This is a genomic window from Nocardia sp. NPDC055050 (assembly GCF_053608345.1).
Map to the genome: position 1 here is coordinate 14,789 of NZ_JBSGVG010000056.1, position 16,184 is coordinate 30,972.

The window sequence follows — 16,184 nt, forward strand, 5'->3', positions numbered from 1 at the left end:
GATGGTCGTCACCGTAGCAACGTGTTCTAGTTTCAGGGTGTGATTCGTCGATACAGATGATCTCGCACACTGCCGGAACCCGCGCTGAAAATGCTTCCGCGCAGCGATTTTCGACTCATCGCCCCGGCTCGGACCCCGCTCCGGACCCGAACCCAGCCTGCTCCGAAATTCCGGGCGTCGTCGAGTCGACGTGGTCGGCGAAACTACCCGCGCGCACGTGGGCGAGCCCGAGAAAGGCGACGACGATCAGCGCGGTCACCAGCGCCGTCACGGCGAGCGCGGCGAACCCGACCTTGGCCTGCTCGACTCGATGCAGCGGGTGGACGCCCCGCGCGCGGCCGGTACGCACGGGACCGCGGGCATAGAGCGCGAGATCGCTGTGCGGCGCGCGGTGCCGCGGGCCGCGATCCGCCGCCGGCGGGCGAACGACCTCACGGGAACGGCGCGCCGGTGCGCTGCGGGGCACGGTGGCGAAGGCGAGATCGAGTTCGGCGTCGGTGAGCTCGATCCGCCGGGGGACGCGGACGATGTCGGCGGCTTCGGTCGCGGGCAGGCCGTTCGCGGGTGGGCTCAACTCGCCGGAGCGGACGATACTGCGTGCCACGCTCGCGGACGCGGTCGCGACCGGGCGAGGCGAGGCGGGGCTTGCGATGGGCGCGGTCGACGGGGCTTCGACGGCCTGGCGTTCGATGCCCGTCGAGCGTGACATCGCCGATCGAACCACGGCGAAAGGGCGTGGGGTGCGGGCGGACCGGCGGCGGCGGAGCACGGGCTCCGGGGCGGCGGTGGGGTCTGTGGAACGCAGGGCGCTGGTTGCTGTGCTCATCGGAAGAACCTCCGGGGTGGTGTGCTCCGCTGCTGCGAGAAAGTACTGGTGAGGCGGCAATGCCTCCCGCCGTTCGAACACCTGTGCGACGAACTGATGTTCGATTTCTACCAGATCCCCGCGCCGCTGTCAGCACGAAACGCCCGACATGCTCGAACAGATGTTTGATAGTTCGGCGTGGCACGACTAGCCTCGAGATGGCGAATTCGACAACTGGAAGGGCGGGACACGGTGACCCACACAGACGACACGGGTGACGAAAGCGGCACCGGCACCGTCACATCGGGATCCGGGACGGATCTCACCGTGCGTCAACGCACGGTCCTCGATGTCATCCGCTCCTCGGTGACCGAACGGGGCTACCCGCCCAGCATCCGTGAGATCGGCGACGCGGTCGGCCTCACCTCCACCTCCTCGGTGGCTCATCAACTGCGCGCCCTCGAACGCAAGGGCTACCTCCGTCGCGACCCGAACCGGCCGCGCGCGGTGAATGTCCGCGGACTCGACGAGGCGGTTCGCTCGGTCACCACGCTGTCCCAGCAGACCGACGAGGTCGACCCGAGCCGCCCGACTCCGACCTTCGTCCCGGTCCTCGGCCGGATCGCCGCCGGTGGCCCGATCCTGGCCGAGCAGGCCGTGGAAGATGTGTTCCCGCTGCCGCGCGAACTCGTCGGCGAGGGATCACTGTTCCTGCTCAAGGTCGTCGGCCAGTCGATGGTCGACGCGGCCATCTGCGACGGTGACTTCGTGGTGGTACGTCAGCAGAACGTCGCCGAGGGTGGCGACATCGTCGCGGCGATGATCGACGGCGAGGCCACGGTGAAGACCTTCAAACGCAGCGGTAAGGACGTGTGGCTGATGCCGCACAACCCGCACTTCGAGCCGATCCCCGGCAACGACGCGCAAATCCTGGGCAAGGTCGTCACCGTCATCCGCAAGGTCTAGCGGCGCGCGGTCGCGGTCATCTCCCAGATCAGCAACTCGGCGGCGGTCACCGCGGTGACGCGGTGGCCGCCGGTCGCTGTCAGGCGGACGGCGTCGCCCTGCTCCAGGGTGCCGTAGCCCTCGTAGTCGGCGGTGCCACGAGCGAGGAAGACGTGACCGTAGGGCGCATCGGGGACGGTGATCGCCTGGCCGGGGTCCAGCCGCGCGACGTGGAAGGCAGCGTGGCGGTTACCGATCCCGATCGCCGCCTCGCCGCGATGGCGCGCCATACCGGACGCCACCGGCACCAGCGCGTTGCGGGCGAGGTCACCTTCGATATCGAGTTCCTGGTAGCTCGGGGCGACGCCCGTCGCGTCCGGCGGGATCCACATCTGCACGACGTGCAGCCGCTCCGTCTCCCGGTAGCCCGCCCCGTTGCGCTCCGAATGCAGGATGCCCGCGCCCGCGCTCATCCGCTGCGCGAGGCCGGGACGGATCACCCCCGAGTGTCCGGCCGAATCCTGATGCACCACGGTGCCTTCCAGCACCCAGGTGAGGATCTCGGTGTCGCGGTGCTGATGGGTGTCGAAGCCCTCGCCCGGGTCGACGATGTCCTCGTTGTGCACGAGCAGCAGCCCGTGCGCGGAGTCCTCGAGCACGAAGTTGCCGGTGACCGGGAACGACTGGCGCGAGTCGAGCCATTCGTTGCGCCCGCGCCTGCGGTCGGCGCCGGGCACGACCTGGACCTGTTCCGTCACGATCATCGCCACCCTCTCGTTATCCGGACCCTAGTCCGCATAACTGGGGTAACGAGATCGGCGCCGCGGGCATTCCGCACCCGCACGAGCGCGTCTGCCCTGCGGCGCCGATCCAGCCGATCAGGCGGTTGCGGTCACCAGGGCAGCGCGTTGCGCAGGCGGCCGACCAGCGTGCGCCCGCTGTCGCGGTCGCGCTCGTTGAACAGGAACTGCAGTTCTTCCTCGAGGCCCTTGCGCACCACATCACGCAGATCGGCGGACGCACCGTCGATGTCGTCGGCGTCCATCCACGGTGTGGGGTCGATCGGCGCACCCGCCGAGAAGTAGAACCGTTCCGGGCGGGGCAGCGGCGTCGGGCCGACTCCCTTGACCAGCGGCGGGCTCAACTCGGGATTGATCCCGAGCAGGCGGCAGGTCCAGCGCAGCGGCGACATCACCGGGTGCTGACCGTCGACGACGATGTCGTAGGCATCGTCGATGCCGATCATCGCCAGCGGCACGATCGGCACCCCCGCCTGGATCGCCATCCGCGCGAACCCGGTGCGGCCCTCCCACTTCAGCTCGTACTTCTCGCCGCTGCGGCGGATCGCCTCCCGGCCACCGCCGGGGAACACCACCACCGCCTCCCCGCGCTCGAGCAGCGCCAGGCAGTTCGAGCGGGTACCGCGCACCGCACCGAAATGATGCAGGAAATCCCGCACGCCGGGCACCATCAGCACATGCTCGGCCAGACCGCGCACCAGCCTGCCGCGCTGGCGCAGGATCTCCGGCATGATCAGCGGTGCGTCGATCCCGCCGAGCAGATTGTGGTTGGCCACGATCAGCACCGGCCCTTCGGCCGGAATATTGTCCAGACCGTAGAACTTCGGACTGGTCCACGCCCGCAGCGGCGCGAGCACCGCTTCGAACGCGCGGATGTCCCATTCACTCGGCGCCGGGTTCAGCGGCGCCCCATCCGAGAGAACAGGGTCGCCCACCGCAACCCTGTTCTCCGTCACTTTTTCCGTACCTTGATGGTCGTTCGACATAACACCCTCCTGCTGTCGATATTCGACCATAGCGTTCGAAAATCCCTGTGTCGCATCGACATTTGTCCGCAACCGGCGGGCAAATCAGCGAAAAAGATCAGCTGAGCACCGGTTCCGCGGGACCGGAGTGCGCGTACTCGGACAGGGCGGCGGCCAACGCGTGCGGCACGCGCGCGCGAACCCGGGTACCGCCCTCCTCGTGCTCGGCGGTGACGATCCGGCCGTCCGCGTGGATGCGGGCGAGCAGGTCGCCACGGCTGTAGGGCAGCAGCACACTGATGTCGACATCGAGTCCGCCGAGCACCTCCGAGAGCCGCTCACGCAACTCGTCCACGCCCGCGCCGGTCTGCGCGGAGACGAACGCCGCCTGCGGCAACATGCCGCGCAACCGGGTGAGCTCGTTCGGGTCGGCGGCGTCGATCTTGTTGACCACCAGCAGTTCCGGCGGCGCCGGCGTGCCCTGCTCCCTGATCACATCGGTGATCACCTCGCGGACCGCCTTGATCTGTTCGAGCGGCAGCGGGTCGGCGCCGTCGACAACGTGCAGCAGCAGATCGGCGCCGGTGACCTCTTCCAGGGTCGAGCGGAAGGCCTCGACCAGCTGGGTCGGCAGGTGGCGGACGAAGCCGACGGTGTCGGTGAACACCATCTCGCGGCCGTCGTCGAGCGCGGCCCGGCGGGTGGTCGGGTCCAGGGTGGCGAACAGCGCGTTCTGCACGAGCAGGCCGGCGCCGGTGAGCGCGTTCATCAGGCTGGACTTGCCCGCGTTGGTGTAGCCGACGATCGCGATCGAGGGCACTCCGCTCTCGGTGCGGCGCGCGCGCATGGTGTCACGGGCGGTCTTCATCTCCCGGATCTCGCGGCGCAGTTTGGCCATCCGTTCGCGGATCCGGCGACGATCGGTTTCGATCTTCGTCTCACCGGGACCGCGGGTGCCGACGCCACCGCCGGCGCCGCCCGCCCGGCCACCGGCCTGACGCGACATCGACTCACCCCAGCCGCGCAGGCGCGGCAGCATGTACTCCATCTGCGCCAGCGCGACCTGGGCCTTACCCTCGCGAGAGGTGGCGTGCTGGGCGAAGATGTCGAGGATCAGCGCGGTCCGGTCGATGACCTTCACCTTGACGACCTTCTCCAGCGCGGTGAGCTGCGCGGGCGTGAGTTCACCGTCGCAGATCACCGTGTCGGCACCGGTGTCGAGAACGACCGTGCGCAGCTCTTCGGCCTTGCCGGAGCCGATGTAGGTGGCCGGGTCGGGCTTGTCGCGGCGCTGGATCAGCGCCTCGAGGACCTCCGAGCCCGCGGTCTCGGCGAGCGCGGCCAGTTCGACCATGCTCCCCTCGGCCTGGGCCGAACTGCCGCTGGTCCAGACACCGACCAGCACCACGCGCTCGAGGCGCAGCTGGCGGTACTCGACCTCGGTGATGTCGGTGAGCTCGGTGGACAACCCGGCGACGCGTCGCAGCGACGAGCGCTCGTCGAGCTGCATCTCGCCGACGGTCGGATCGGCCGCCCAACCGGGCTGTTTCATGCGGGCCGCGTGGCGGGCCAGCGCATCATCGACGTCACCGCGATCGGCGGCGACGTCGGGATCGGCCGCGGTGGTGTGCTCGGCCGATGTGGATTCTGTGGGTTCTACTGGTTTCGTCATACGTTCTCTATGCTGCCACGTCCGGGTGACAGCGTGCACGCGGTTATCGCTGCTACTGCACGTCCCACCAGGACTGCGACAGCGTTCCCGAGGCCAGCAGGACCGAGGGACCGCGCAACCAGGCACGTCCGTCGGCGATCCCGACACGCACCTGCCCGCCGGGCACACGCACGGTGACCTCGCCGGATTCGGTGCCGATCGACACACCGGCGGCGGTCAGCGCGGCAGCGGCGGCGGCCACGGTGCCGGTGCCACAGGAACGGGTTTCGCCGACGCCGCGTTCGTACACGCGCATGTCGACGCTGTTGTCCGCGTCGAGCGCGGTGAGGATCTCGACGTTCACCCCGTGCGGGAACAGGTCGGGGTCGAAGCCGGGGGAAACGCTCAGGTCGAGTTTGGCGAGCGCGTCGACGGTCAGACTGTCGTCGACGCAGGCCAGATGCGGATTGCCGACATCGATGCCGATTCCGGCCAGGGCCCAGCCCGCCAGGGTCGCGGTGGACGGGCCGAGTTCGCGGACGACGCCCATGTCCACCGTCACCTCACCGTCGGTCCGACCGGCGGCGTGCACCACGACCGGACGGGCGCCCGCACGGCTGCCGACGACGTATTCGGTGCGCTGTTCGAGCCCGGTGGCACCGAGGTAGTGCGCGAAGACCCGCACGCCGTTGCCGCACATCTCGGCGATCGACCCGTCACCGTTGCGGTAGTCCATGAACCAGTCCTCGGCGCCGACGCCCTCCGGCAGCGCTTCCAGCACACCGGCGGCGAGCAACGCACCGGCCTTCGCCACGCGCAACACGCCGTCGGCGCCGAGGCCACGCTGCCGGTCGCACAGTGCGGCGACGCGGTCGGCCGTCAGGTCGAGGCGCACCTCGAGGTCGGGCAGCACCACGAAGTCGTTCTGGGTGCCGTGGCCCTTGCTGAATTCGATGTCGGACACGTCGGCCATTCTCCTCTGCGCCGTCGACGGTTTCACTACCGGGCGAAGGTACGCCGCTGCCGGGCGATCTCGTAGAGGCTGATCGCCCCCGCCGACGGCGCGCCGAGCGAACTGGCGGTGCCGCCCATCGGGATGGTGACCAGGTCGTCGCACGCGTCGGCCCAGGCCGAGCTCATGCCGGTGGTCTCGTTGCCGACGACCAGGATCGTCGCCTCGGTGAAGTCGTGGTCGTAGATGGTGCCCGGCGCGTGTTCATCGGTGCCGACGATGCGGGTGGGGATGCCGCGCGCCGCCTGGCGGTCGCGGAATTCGAGCACCTGACCGGGGCCCGCCGCGCGCAGCACCGGCACGGCGAACAGCGAGCCGGTCGAGGCGCGCACGGCCTGCGGGTCGAACTGGTCGGCGCCGTGGCCGGTGACGATCACCCCGGAAGCGCCGAAGGCATCGGCCGAGCGGATCAAGGTGCCGAGGTTGCCGGGCGAGTTCGGGCGATCGAACACGACGACCACCGGGGCGTCCTCCCCCGGCTCACCGGGTGCGTAGCCGGCCAGATCGCGGTGTCGCGACACCGCGACCGCCACGATCTCCGGTGCGCTCGCCGCCTTCTCTCCCAGATCGGCCATGAGCTCGGGCACGAGGCCCACCTGCGGCACGTCGGCGGTGTCGAGGATCTCGCGCGCCCAGCTCGACAGTTCGGGGCCACCGAGCCGGTAGAGCAGGGTTTCCAGCGGCCAGTCATTGGCCAGGGCCTGCGTGATCGGGCGCACGCCTTGCACGAGGAACCGGCCGTCACGATGACGTTTTGTCCGGTTGTTGAGGTATGCCTGCCACACCTGCACCGAGGCGTTGCGGGTACTCACTCGTCGCGTCACTGCGCTGTCCGTCCTATCGGGTCGGTATTCGCTTCGGAGAGCAGGGCCAGCGCGGTCGCGGCGAGCTCGGGATCGGCACCGTCGACCCAGGAGACCCTGGGGTCACGGCGGAACCACGACCGCTGCCGTCGCACGTAGCGGCGGGTGCCGATCAGGGTGCGTTCGCGGGCGTGGCCGAGGTCGTATTCGTCGTCGAGGTAGGCCAGCACCTGGGCGTAGCCGATCGCGCGGCGGGCGGTCTGGCCTTCGCGCAGGCCCCGGTCGATCAGTCCGCGGACCTCGTCGACCAGACCGTGTTCGAACATCAGGGCGGTGCGGGTCTCGATGCGGGCATCGAGGGCGGCGGTCTCCCGGTCGACGCCGAGAATCGCGGTGTTCCAGCGCGGGGCGCCGATGGTCGGGGCCGAGGCGGCGAACGGGCGACCGGTCAGCTCGACCACCTCGAGCGCGCGCACCATGCGCCGCCCGTCGGTGGGCAGAATGGTCGCCGCGGCGACCGGGTCGGCCTCGCGCAGCGCCGCGTGCAGCGCCTGCACCCCGCCCTCCTCCAGGAGCGCTTCCCAGCGGGCGCGGACCTCGGGATCGGTGGCCGGGAAATCCCACTCGTCGAGCAGCGCCTGCACGTACATCATCGAACCGCCGACGATGACCGGGGTCTTCGCGCGCGCCATGATGTCCTCGACGACGGCGCGGGCCGCGCTCTGGTAGGCGGCGACAGTCGCGGTCGCGGTGACATCGAGCACGTCGAGCAGGTGGTGCGGGATACCGCGTCGCTGGTCGGGCGGCAGTTTCGCGGTGCCGACATCCATCCCGCGATAGAGCTGCATCGCGTCGATGTTGACGATCTCGCCGCCGAGTTCGGTGGCGAGATCGAGGGCGAGGTCGGATTTCCCGGTGGCGGTGGGGCCGACGACCGCGATCGGTCTGCTCGTCACTCGTCGATCCCTTCCCGTCCACCCGGTTGCCACACGCTCACGTCGTAGCCGACGCCATAGGGTGCGCCCTGGTACAGGGTACGGACCCGCGGATCGGCCGAATCGGCGGCGAACAGACCGCCGAGTACCTGGTAGGCAGCGCGTCCGTCGACGAGCAGCGCCGCGCACAGGTCCGGCTCGAGCGCGGACAAGCCTGCCCGCGAACCCGTGCGCAGCGCCGCGTCGAGGTCGTGCTGAACAGCGGTGGCCCGCTCGTCGAGATAGCCGGGCGACTTGACCGTCAACGTCGCGGCACCGTCCGCGACGACGAGCACCGCGCACGGGTCCTGCTCGCTGTCCAGTTCGGCGCGCAGCGCGGCGCCCGCCGCGGTGCAATCGATGGCCGGCGTGCCCGCGGCGAACAGCCGGGCCCGCACCGAGATCCGGGGCGCGGCCTGCTCCCGCAACCATCCGGCGACCAGTACCGGAAGGGGAAGCTGAGCGTCTGCTGGACCGGGGTCCTCGCCCGCCGGGCCGAGCCCGACGACGACGTCGGCGCCGAACCCACGGAAGGTCCCCCGGGTCGCCGAACCGTAGGTCAGGTCATGGCTACCGACTCCGACGACGACCCACCGGTCGGCGGCCTCGGCGAGGGCCGCGGCGGCGTCGAGGGCGGCCGCGCGCAGCACCACGGTCGGATCGTCGGGATCGCTGCCGGACACCGGGACTCGCCCACACAGTTCGGGCACCAGCATCGGCGGCGACGGGACCAGGGCCGCTATCGAGAACACGCGGTAACCGTAGCCGCAGCGCGCACCGGGGCCCACATCCGGCGCGGCGCGGGCGCGCGGCGGTCTGCGAGTGTCCGGCGTAGGGATGCCCGCCGAGATTGCTAGTGTTTTCAGGTGCGACTACCCACGTCGTCCGGGACGAAATCCCAGGAAATCCGCTATTCGATCCTCCGGATCGATGGTTTCCGCGGCTCGAACCGGGTTCAATGGGATGTGCTAGGGCGTAACCAGGCAGCCGTGACGCGCGGCAGGGACGGAGAGCAATGACCGACAGCAACGGAACCGCGAAGCCCACCCCAGGTCCGGCCCCGCGACCGTCCGGTACCCCCAAGCCCGGCGGGAATGCTCCGCGTCCGCCGAAACCCCATGCCGTGAAACCGGCGCCGGGCCCCGATCAACCGCATCCGCACGCCGTGATCGTGCCCAGTGCCACCGACCCGGGCAAATGGGGCCGCGTCGACGAAGACGGCACCGCCTGGGTGCGGACCGCGGATGGCGAACGGATCGTCGGCTCCTGGCAGGCGGGCGACGTCGCCGAGGGCTTGGCGCACTTCGGCCGTCGCTTCGACGATCTGGCGACCGAGGTCGCGCTGCTCGAGGCCAGGCTGGCCGCGGGGGCCGATGCCCGCAAGACCAAGGCCGCCGCGCTGGCACTGGCCGAGACGCTGCCGACGGCGGCCGTCATCGGCGATATCGACGGCCTCGCCGCTCGGCTACAGGTCATTACCGAACACTCCGAGGAAGCCGCCGCGCACGCCAAGGAGGAGAAGGACCGCGCCCGCCACGAGCACACCGAGCGCAAGGAAGCCCTCGCCGCCGAGGCCGAGCAGATCGCCGCCGAATCCACGCAGTGGAAGGCCGCGGGCGACCGGCTGCGCGAGATCCTCGACGAGTGGAAGTCGATCCGCGGGGTCGACCGCAAGGTCGACGACGCGCTGTGGAAGCGCTATTCCAAGGCCCGTGAGGCGTTCAACCGCCGGCGCGGCGCCCACTTCGCCGACCTCGACCGCGAACGCGCCACCGCCAAGACGCGCAAGGAAGAGCTGTGCGTGCGCGCCGAGGAGCTGGCCGACTCCACCGACTGGACCGGCACCGCCGCGGTGTTCCGCGACCTGCTCACCGAGTGGAAGGCCGCGGGCCGGGCACCGCGCGAGGCCGACGAGTCGCTGTGGCGACGGTTCAAGAGCGCCCAGGATGTGTTCTTCGCCGCCCGCAACGCGGCGGTCAGCGAACGCGACGCCGAGTTCGATCACAACGCCGCCGCCAAGCTGGAACTGCTGGCCGCCTACGAGCACATCGACCCGGCCAACGGCGTGGACGCCGCCCGCAACGCGCTGCGCGAGCTGCAGGACAAGTGGGACGCCATCGGCAAGGTCCCCCGCGAGCGCATGCAGGAACTCGAAGCCAAGCTGCGCGCCATCGAGAAGCGGGTTCGCGACGCGGCCGATCAGCAGTGGCGTCGTTCCGATCCCGAGGCCGTCGCGCGAGCCGCGCAGTTCCGTGAGCGGGTCGCCCAGTTCGAGGAGCAGGCCGCCAAGGCCACCGCGGCGGGCAAGAAGCGCGATGCGGAGAAGGCGCTCGAGCAGGCACAGCAGTGGCGCGAATGGGCCGAAGCCGCAGAGGGCGCAGTCAGCAATCTGTGAGCGCGACAGAAAGAAACCCCCGGCCGATTCGGTCGGGGGTTTTCTTGTCTCGCAGGACTATTCGCCGCTGAGTCGCTTGCGGTCGCGATCCTCGGCTTCGCGGGCCGCGGTGCGACGCTGTTCCTCCGCGGCCAGTTGCACGGCGGTGCGGCTCCACACCACCCGAACCCAGTGGAAGGTGAGCACCATGATCGCGAGGGTGCCCAGGATGAGGCCGATCCCCGGACCCGCGCCCTGGTAGTTGCCCAGGCCCGGGGTCTGGCGGTGCCAGATCGAGAGCACACCGAACACCGAGCCCACGGCCGACCCCGCGCACGCGATCCAGGCCAGAACCCAGCGACGGGTGGTCAGCGCCAGCAGCGAAAAGCCGACACCGAAGACGATGACCAGCCACACGAAGATCCGCGACGGCAGGCCGATGTGTTCGACCCCCGCCGCATCGGTGGCGAGCAGCACATCGAAGCCGCGCGCCGTACCGGCGGTCGGCAGGACCAGCGAGATCAGCAGCGCGAAGACCGCGCCCGCCACCACCAGCGCTCGCGCGCCGGGGTCGATCTCACCGGCGATGCGGCGCTCGACCGCGTCGAGTTCACCGCGGAATTGTTCGAAATCCTCGTCGTTGCGCGCCGGGTTCACCGCGTGTCCGCTCCTGTCCACAGGCTGGTCGTTGGCGGGTCCCACTGTGCCATCATCGGACGCGCCGTTCGCATCCGACCCACTACGACCGGTAGTAGATTCGTCGTCGCTCACGACGAGCACCCCGTCGAACAGCCGCTCTCGACCGTCTCGATGATCGGCGCGCCGATCCGGGGCAACCCGAGACCGACACCGATCGGCGCCGTTTTGGGCGTGATGCCGCGTTCGTGCGCGTCACCGGCGGCGGTACGTCGATGCGATTTCACCGCGCTGTCGGCGATGAGATGGTGCGGCGCCGCCTCGGTGATGTCGACGGTGACGATGTCGCCCGGCCGGATGCCGGTCACGTCGCCGGGCCGGAAGTGCACCAGCCTGCCGTCGCGCGCACGACCGCTCATCCGCGCGGTCACCGCGTTCTTCTTGCCCGCACCCTCGGCGACGAGCAGTTCCACCTCGGTGCCGATGAGCGCCTGGTTGTTCTCCCAGGAGACCTGGTCCTGCAAGGCGATCAGGCGTTCGAAGCGTTCCTGCACGACCTGCTTGGGCAGCTGATCGGGCAGGTCGGCGGCCGGAGTTCCGGGACGCTTGGAGTACTGGAAGGTGTAGGCGCTGGTGAAGCGGGCGCGCCGGACCACGTCGAGAGTCTCGAGGAAGTCCTCCTCGGTCTCGCCGGGGAAGCCCACGATGATGTCGGTGGTGATCGACGCGTGCGGCATCGCGGCGCGCACCTTGTCGATGATGCCGAGGAAACGCTCCTTGCGGTAGGAACGGCGCATCGCTTTCAGCACCCGATCCGAACCCGATTGCAGCGGCATGTGCAGCTGCGGGCAGACGTTCGGGGTGGCCGCCATCGCCTCGATCACGTCGTCGGTGAACTCCGCGGGATGCGGGGAGGTGAACCGCACGCGTTCGAGGCCCTCGATCTGTCCGGTCGCGCGCAGCAGCTGCGCGAACGCGCCACGGTCGCGCGGCTGCTCGGGATCGACGAAGTTCACGCCGTAGGAGTTGACGTTCTGTCCGAGCAGGGTCACTTCCAGCACGCCCTGGTCGACCAGCGCCTGCACCTCGGCGAGCACGTCTCCGGGACGACGATCCACTTCCTTGCCACGCAGTGCGGGCACGATGCAGAACGTGCAGGTGTTGTTGCAGCCCACCGAGATCGACACCCAGCCCGCGTACGCCGACTCCCGCTTGGCGGGCAGCGTCGACGGGAAAGCCTCGAGCGATTCGAGGATCTCCACCTGCGCCTGCTCGTTGTGACGGGCCCGCTCGAGCAGCACCGGCAGCGAACCGATGTTGTGGGTGCCGAACACCACGTCGACCCACGGCGCCTTGCGCACCACGGTCTCGCGATCCTTCTGCGCCAGGCAGCCGCCGACGGCGATCTGCATACCGGGGCGCCCCTGCTTGACCGGGACCAGCTGACCGAGTGTGCCGTAGAGCTTGTTGTCGGCGTTCTCGCGCACCGCGCAGGTGTTGAACACCATCAGATCGGGCGTCTCTCCGGTGGCGGCCTTGACATAGCCCGCGTCCTCGAGCAGCCCGGACAGGCGTTCGGAGTCGTGCACGTTCATCTGGCAGCCGAATGTGCGAACCTCATAGCTGCGCTGCGCCACAGAGCTGTGCTGCGTCGCGCCCTCAGTCGCGTCCTGAACCGTCGAATCCACCTGTCCAGGGTACGGGCAGCCCTGAGTGTGATGCGCGTCACGGTTGCGTTCGCGCGATAATACGCAAAGGTAACGGGCAGCCGCCGGGTTACCAGCAGGTGTCGTTTCGGCGTGCCGTCACGGCATGTCTTCGAAAGCCGGGCAATTCTCCAGAATGGACATAAGGTTTCTGACCATGACCGACGACGCCGCACCCGCGAACGGGAACGCCGACGCCGCAGCCACCACCGCTGCTCCGCCGATGATCTCGATGCGCAACGTGGACAAACACTTCGGTGAGCTCCATGTCCTGCGCGATATCCACCTCGAAGTGCCCCGTGGGCAGGTCGTGATCGTCCTGGGCCCGTCGGGTTCGGGGAAATCCACCCTGTGCCGCACGATCAATCGCCTCGAACCGATCGACTCCGGTGACATCGCCATCGACGGCGTCGCACTGCCCGACGAGGGCAAGGCTCTCGCCGCGCTGCGCGCCGAGGTGGGCATGGTGTTCCAGTCGTTCAACCTGTTCGCGCACAAGACCATCCTCGAGAACGTGATGCTGGCGCCGACGAAGGTCCGCGGGAAGAAGAAGGACGAGGCACGCAAGCACGCCCTCGCCCTGCTCGAGCGGGTCGGCATCGCCAACCAGGCCGACAAGTACCCGGCCCAGCTCTCGGGCGGCCAGCAGCAGCGCGTGGCGATCGCCCGCTCACTGGCCATGGATCCCAAGGTCATGCTGTTCGACGAGCCGACCTCGGCGCTGGACCCCGAGATGGTCAACGAGGTGCTCGACGTGATGGTGGCGCTGGCCAAGGAAGGCATGACCATGCTCGTGGTCACCCACGAGATGGGCTTCGCCCGCCGAGCGGGCGACCGCGTGCTGTTCATGGCCGACGGCGAGATCGTCGAAGACGCCGCGCCCGAAACGTTCTTCACCGCACCGAAATCCGAACGCGCCAGGGACTTCCTCGGCAAAATTCTCAGTCACTGACTCGCAGCACCATTGTCACAAGGAGAAGGAAACCCATGAGGATCAATCGTGCGATGCGCGTCGGAATCGGCGCAGCGGCACTGGTATTGGCAGCCACCGTCACCGCGGCCTGTGGTGGCGGTGACAACAAGTCGGCGCTGGACAACGCCAAGGACGGCAAGCTGACCATCGGCATCAAGTTCGACCAGCCGGGTCTGGGCCTGCGCAATACCGACGGCACCTACAGCGGCTTCGACGTCGACGTCGCCAAGTACGTCGCCGACAAGCTCGGCGTGAAGCCGGAGAACCTCACCTTCAAGGAATCGCCGTCGGCGCAGCGCGAGACGCTGATCGAGAACGGTCAGGTCGACCTCGTCGTGGCCACCTACTCGATCAACGACAAGCGCAAGGAGAAGGTCGATTTCGGCGGCCCCTACTACATCGCGGGCCAGGACCTGCTCGTCCCGGCCGCCAACACCGACATCACCGGCCCCGATTCCCTCTCGGGCAAGAAGGTCTGCTCGGTGAAGGGCTCCACCCCGGCCCAGAACATCGAGAAGAACTACCCGCAGGCGCAGCTGCAGACCTACGACACCTACTCGCTGTGCATCGAGGCGATGCGTAGCGGTGCGATCGACGCGGTCACCACCGACAACGTCATCCTGGCCGGTTACGCCGCGCAGTCGCCGGGCACCTTCAAGCTGGTGAACAAGCCCTTCACCACCGAGAAGTACGGCATCGGCCTGAAGAAGGGCGATTCGGAGCTGCGCGGCAAGGTCAACGACGCCATCCAGGCGATGATCGATGACGGTTCGTGGAAGGCCTCGCAGGAGAAGAACTTCGCGGGTACCGGTATCGCGGTGCCCGCACCGCCGACCGTCGACCGCTACTGATCAACCACTGACCATCGGTGGCCCGGGGTTTCCCGGGTCACCGATGCGGTGTTGTCCTGCTGGCTTTCACACCGATCGGAGGACGCGCGTCCGTGTTCGACCTGATCTCGAGGTATGACAACCAAATCCTCGATGCGTTCTGGGTAACCATCAAACTCACCTTCTTCTCGGCGATCGGTGCGCTCGTCATCGGTACCGTCGTCGCCGGCATGCGCGTATCCCCGATTCCGGTCGCGCGCTGGGTCGGCGCGGCGTATGTAGCGGTCTTCCGCAACACTCCGCTCACCCTGATCCTGGTATTCACCTCGCTCGGCCTGTACAGCACCCTCGGGTGGAAACTCGGCAGTGACGAGATCAAGGTCATCAACTATCGCTGGGCGATCATCGGCCTGAGCGTCTACACCGCCGCCTTCGTCTGCGAATCGCTGCGTTCGGGCATCAACACCGTCGCGCTCGGCCAGTCCGAAGCGGGCCGGTCGCTGGGCTTCGGATTCGCCCAGAACCTGCGATTGATCGTGCTGCCCCAAGCCTTCCGGGCCGTCATCGCGCCCCTGGGCAGTGTGCTGATCGCGCTGACCAAGAATTCGACGGTCGCCTCCGTCATCGGTGTCGCCGAAGCCGCGTACCTGATGGGCGCGATGATCGAGAACGAAGCCGCCATTCTCACCATCGGTGCGATCTTCGCGCTCGGCTTCGTCGTCCTCACCCTGCCGACCGGGCTGTTGTTCAGCTGGCTGGCCAAGCGATACGAGGTGGCACGATGAGCGGCGCTTCGGTTCTGTTCGACGCTCCGGGGCCCCGCGCGCGGCTGCGTCACAACCTGTACTCGGTTCTGGTCGTCGTCGTGCTGGTCGGCGCGGGCTGGTGGCTCTACGACGCGTTCGCCGACAAGGGCCAGTTCACCGCGGCCAAGTGGAAGCCGTTCCTCGAGTCCGAGATCTGGGAAACCTATCTCCTGCCCGGTCTGGAAGGCACCCTCACCGCCGCCGTGATCTCGATCATCGGCTCGGTGTTCTTCGGCATGATCTTCGGGATCCTGCGCCTGTCGGACCACGCGTGGGTGCGCTGGGTCGCGGGCACGATCGTCGAGTTCGCCAGGGCGATCCCGGTGCTGATCCTGATGATCTTCCTGTTTGCGGTGTTCGGCGACTACGACCTGTTCCCGTCCGATCAGCTCGCGCTGGCCGCGGTGGTCATCGCGCTGATCATCTACAACTCCGCGGTCATCGCCGAGATCGTGCGCGCGGGCATCAAGTCGCTGCCCAAGGGACAGACCGAAGCCGCTGTGGCGCTGGGGCTGCGCAAGAACCAGCTCATGCGGCTGATCCTGCTGCCGCAGGCCATCACGGCCATGCTGCCCGCACTGGTCTCGCAGATGGTCGTTGTCCTCAAGGACACCGCGCTGGGCTACCAGATCACCTATGTGGAGCTGGTGCGGTCGGGTCAGCAAGAAGGCGCGTCGTTGCAGAACACGATCCCCGCGCTGATCGTCATCGCGCTGATCATGATCTCGCTCAACATGGCGCTGAGCTTCCTGGCCACCACCCTGGAAAAGCGATTGCGGTCGCGGAAGAAGAGCGGTGGCGCGGTGCTGGCCGCCGACTCGATCCTCGCCGACGCCGCGCCCGGCGTGGACATCACCAAGAAGTAGTCCCACCCACGACAATCGGGGCCCGATCCGTCCGGATC

At 68.6% G+C, this 16,184-nt stretch carries 16 protein-coding genes; 6 read left to right on the top strand and 10 right to left on the bottom strand.

Annotated features, from left to right (window positions below; genetic code table 11):
- Positions 1–115 precede the first annotated feature (115 nt).
- Positions 116–826 carry a hypothetical protein gene (locus ACWGCN_RS33210; protein ID WP_452459432.1) on the bottom strand — a complete coding sequence of 237 codons (711 nt, stop codon included), beginning with the start codon at positions 824–826 and terminating at the stop codon, positions 116–118.
- Between the two features lie 306 nt (positions 827–1,132).
- On the opposite strand from ACWGCN_RS33210, the gene lexA reads away from it, so the two are divergent.
- Positions 1,133–1,771, top strand: coding sequence for a transcriptional repressor LexA (lexA, locus tag ACWGCN_RS33215; protein ID WP_379312155.1), 639 nt, complete (start codon positions 1,133–1,135; stop codon positions 1,769–1,771).
- Here lexA and ACWGCN_RS33220 read toward each other — a convergent pair.
- The 7 genes from ACWGCN_RS33220 to ACWGCN_RS33250 form a co-directional block, all read right to left on the bottom strand.
- The gene (locus ACWGCN_RS33220) at positions 1,768–2,514 is read right to left on the bottom strand and encodes a pirin family protein (RefSeq protein WP_452459433.1); all 747 of its coding nucleotides are present in this window, start codon (positions 2,512–2,514) and stop codon (positions 1,768–1,770) included. The genes lexA and ACWGCN_RS33220 overlap by 4 nt on opposite strands.
- Before the next feature lie 128 nt (positions 2,515–2,642).
- On the bottom strand, positions 2,643–3,506 hold the full coding sequence (locus ACWGCN_RS33225) for a lysophospholipid acyltransferase family protein (RefSeq protein WP_379312148.1): 864 nt from the start codon (positions 3,504–3,506) through the stop codon (positions 2,643–2,645).
- A gap of 127 nt (positions 3,507–3,633) precedes the next feature.
- Positions 3,634–5,067, bottom strand: coding sequence for a GTPase HflX (gene hflX / locus ACWGCN_RS33230; protein ID WP_449967504.1), 1,434 nt, complete (start codon positions 5,065–5,067; stop codon positions 3,634–3,636).
- A 172-nt stretch (positions 5,068–5,239) separates the two neighbouring features.
- Entirely contained in the window at positions 5,240–6,121 is an 882-nt protein-coding gene (gene dapF / locus ACWGCN_RS33235) for a diaminopimelate epimerase (protein WP_452459437.1), read from the bottom strand.
- A gap of 44 nt (positions 6,122–6,165) precedes the next feature.
- Positions 6,166–7,002 carry a TrmH family RNA methyltransferase gene (locus ACWGCN_RS33240; protein WP_379312147.1) on the bottom strand — a complete coding sequence of 279 codons (837 nt, stop codon included), beginning with the start codon at positions 7,000–7,002 and terminating at the stop codon, positions 6,166–6,168.
- Positions 6,999–7,937 (bottom strand): tRNA (adenosine(37)-N6)-dimethylallyltransferase MiaA, encoded by a 939-nt coding sequence (gene miaA, locus ACWGCN_RS33245; protein ID WP_452459434.1) that lies wholly within the window; start codon positions 7,935–7,937, stop codon positions 6,999–7,001. The genes ACWGCN_RS33240 and miaA overlap by 4 nt, the downstream gene beginning before the upstream one ends.
- Positions 7,934–8,707: a hypothetical protein gene (locus ACWGCN_RS33250; protein WP_452459435.1), complete on the bottom strand. Its 774-nt coding sequence runs from the start codon at positions 8,705–8,707 to the stop codon at positions 7,934–7,936. The genes miaA and ACWGCN_RS33250 overlap by 4 nt, the downstream gene beginning before the upstream one ends.
- Before the next feature lie 263 nt (positions 8,708–8,970).
- Between ACWGCN_RS33250 and ACWGCN_RS33255 the strand changes: the two genes are divergently transcribed.
- Positions 8,971–10,350, top strand: coding sequence for a DUF349 domain-containing protein (locus ACWGCN_RS33255; protein ID WP_378988544.1), 1,380 nt, complete (start codon positions 8,971–8,973; stop codon positions 10,348–10,350).
- Between the two features lie 57 nt (positions 10,351–10,407).
- On the opposite strand, the gene ACWGCN_RS33260 is transcribed toward ACWGCN_RS33255, so the two are convergent.
- Both ACWGCN_RS33260 and miaB read right to left on the bottom strand, forming a co-directional pair.
- The gene (locus tag ACWGCN_RS33260) at positions 10,408–11,007 is read right to left on the bottom strand and encodes an Rv2732c family membrane protein (protein ID WP_378988542.1); all 600 of its coding nucleotides are present in this window, start codon (positions 11,005–11,007) and stop codon (positions 10,408–10,410) included.
- A gap of 89 nt (positions 11,008–11,096) precedes the next feature.
- On the bottom strand, positions 11,097–12,653 hold the full coding sequence (gene miaB, locus ACWGCN_RS33265) for a tRNA (N6-isopentenyl adenosine(37)-C2)-methylthiotransferase MiaB (protein ID WP_378988540.1): 1,557 nt from the start codon (positions 12,651–12,653) through the stop codon (positions 11,097–11,099).
- A gap of 241 nt (positions 12,654–12,894) precedes the next feature.
- Here miaB and ACWGCN_RS33270 point away from each other — a divergent pair, with 241 nt between their 5' ends.
- The 4 genes from ACWGCN_RS33270 (at position 12,895) to ACWGCN_RS33285 (ending at position 16,146) form a co-directional block, all read left to right on the top strand.
- A complete protein-coding gene (locus ACWGCN_RS33270; RefSeq protein WP_378655486.1) occupies positions 12,895–13,623 on the top strand; it encodes an amino acid ABC transporter ATP-binding protein in 729 nt (242 codons plus the stop codon).
- A 35-nt stretch (positions 13,624–13,658) separates the two neighbouring features.
- A complete protein-coding gene (locus tag ACWGCN_RS33275; protein ID WP_378988538.1) occupies positions 13,659–14,495 on the top strand; it encodes a glutamate ABC transporter substrate-binding protein in 837 nt (278 codons plus the stop codon).
- Between the two features lie 92 nt (positions 14,496–14,587).
- The gene (locus ACWGCN_RS33280; RefSeq protein ID WP_452459436.1) at positions 14,588–15,259 is read left to right on the top strand and encodes an amino acid ABC transporter permease; all 672 of its coding nucleotides are present in this window, start codon (positions 14,588–14,590) and stop codon (positions 15,257–15,259) included.
- Positions 15,256–16,146 carry an amino acid ABC transporter permease gene (locus ACWGCN_RS33285; protein WP_378988536.1) on the top strand — a complete coding sequence of 297 codons (891 nt, stop codon included), beginning with the start codon at positions 15,256–15,258 and terminating at the stop codon, positions 16,144–16,146. Before ACWGCN_RS33280 ends, ACWGCN_RS33285 begins: the two co-directional genes overlap by 4 nt.
- Positions 16,147–16,184 lie beyond the last annotated feature (38 nt).

Bases quoted from the DNA above. Each gene is read 5' to 3' on its own strand.
- ACWGCN_RS33210 (WP_452459432.1), bottom strand. From the start codon at position 826: ATGAGCACAGCAACCAGCGCCCTGCGTTCCACAGACCCCACCGCCGCC.
- ACWGCN_RS33220 (WP_452459433.1), bottom strand. From the start codon at position 2,514: ATGATCGTGACGGAACAGGTCCAGGTCGTGCCCGGCGCCGACCGCAGG.
- hflX (WP_449967504.1), bottom strand. From the start codon at position 5,067: ATGAAACAGCCCGGTTGGGCGGCCGATCCGACCGTCGGCGAGATGCAG.
- ACWGCN_RS33255 (WP_378988544.1), top strand. From the start codon at position 8,971: ATGACCGACAGCAACGGAACCGCGAAGCCCACCCCAGGTCCGGCCCCG.
- ACWGCN_RS33270 (WP_378655486.1), top strand. From the start codon at position 12,895: ATGATCTCGATGCGCAACGTGGACAAACACTTCGGTGAGCTCCATGTC.
- ACWGCN_RS33275 (WP_378988538.1), top strand. From the start codon at position 13,659: ATGAGGATCAATCGTGCGATGCGCGTCGGAATCGGCGCAGCGGCACTG.
- ACWGCN_RS33285 (WP_378988536.1), top strand. From the start codon at position 15,256: ATGAGCGGCGCTTCGGTTCTGTTCGACGCTCCGGGGCCCCGCGCGCGG.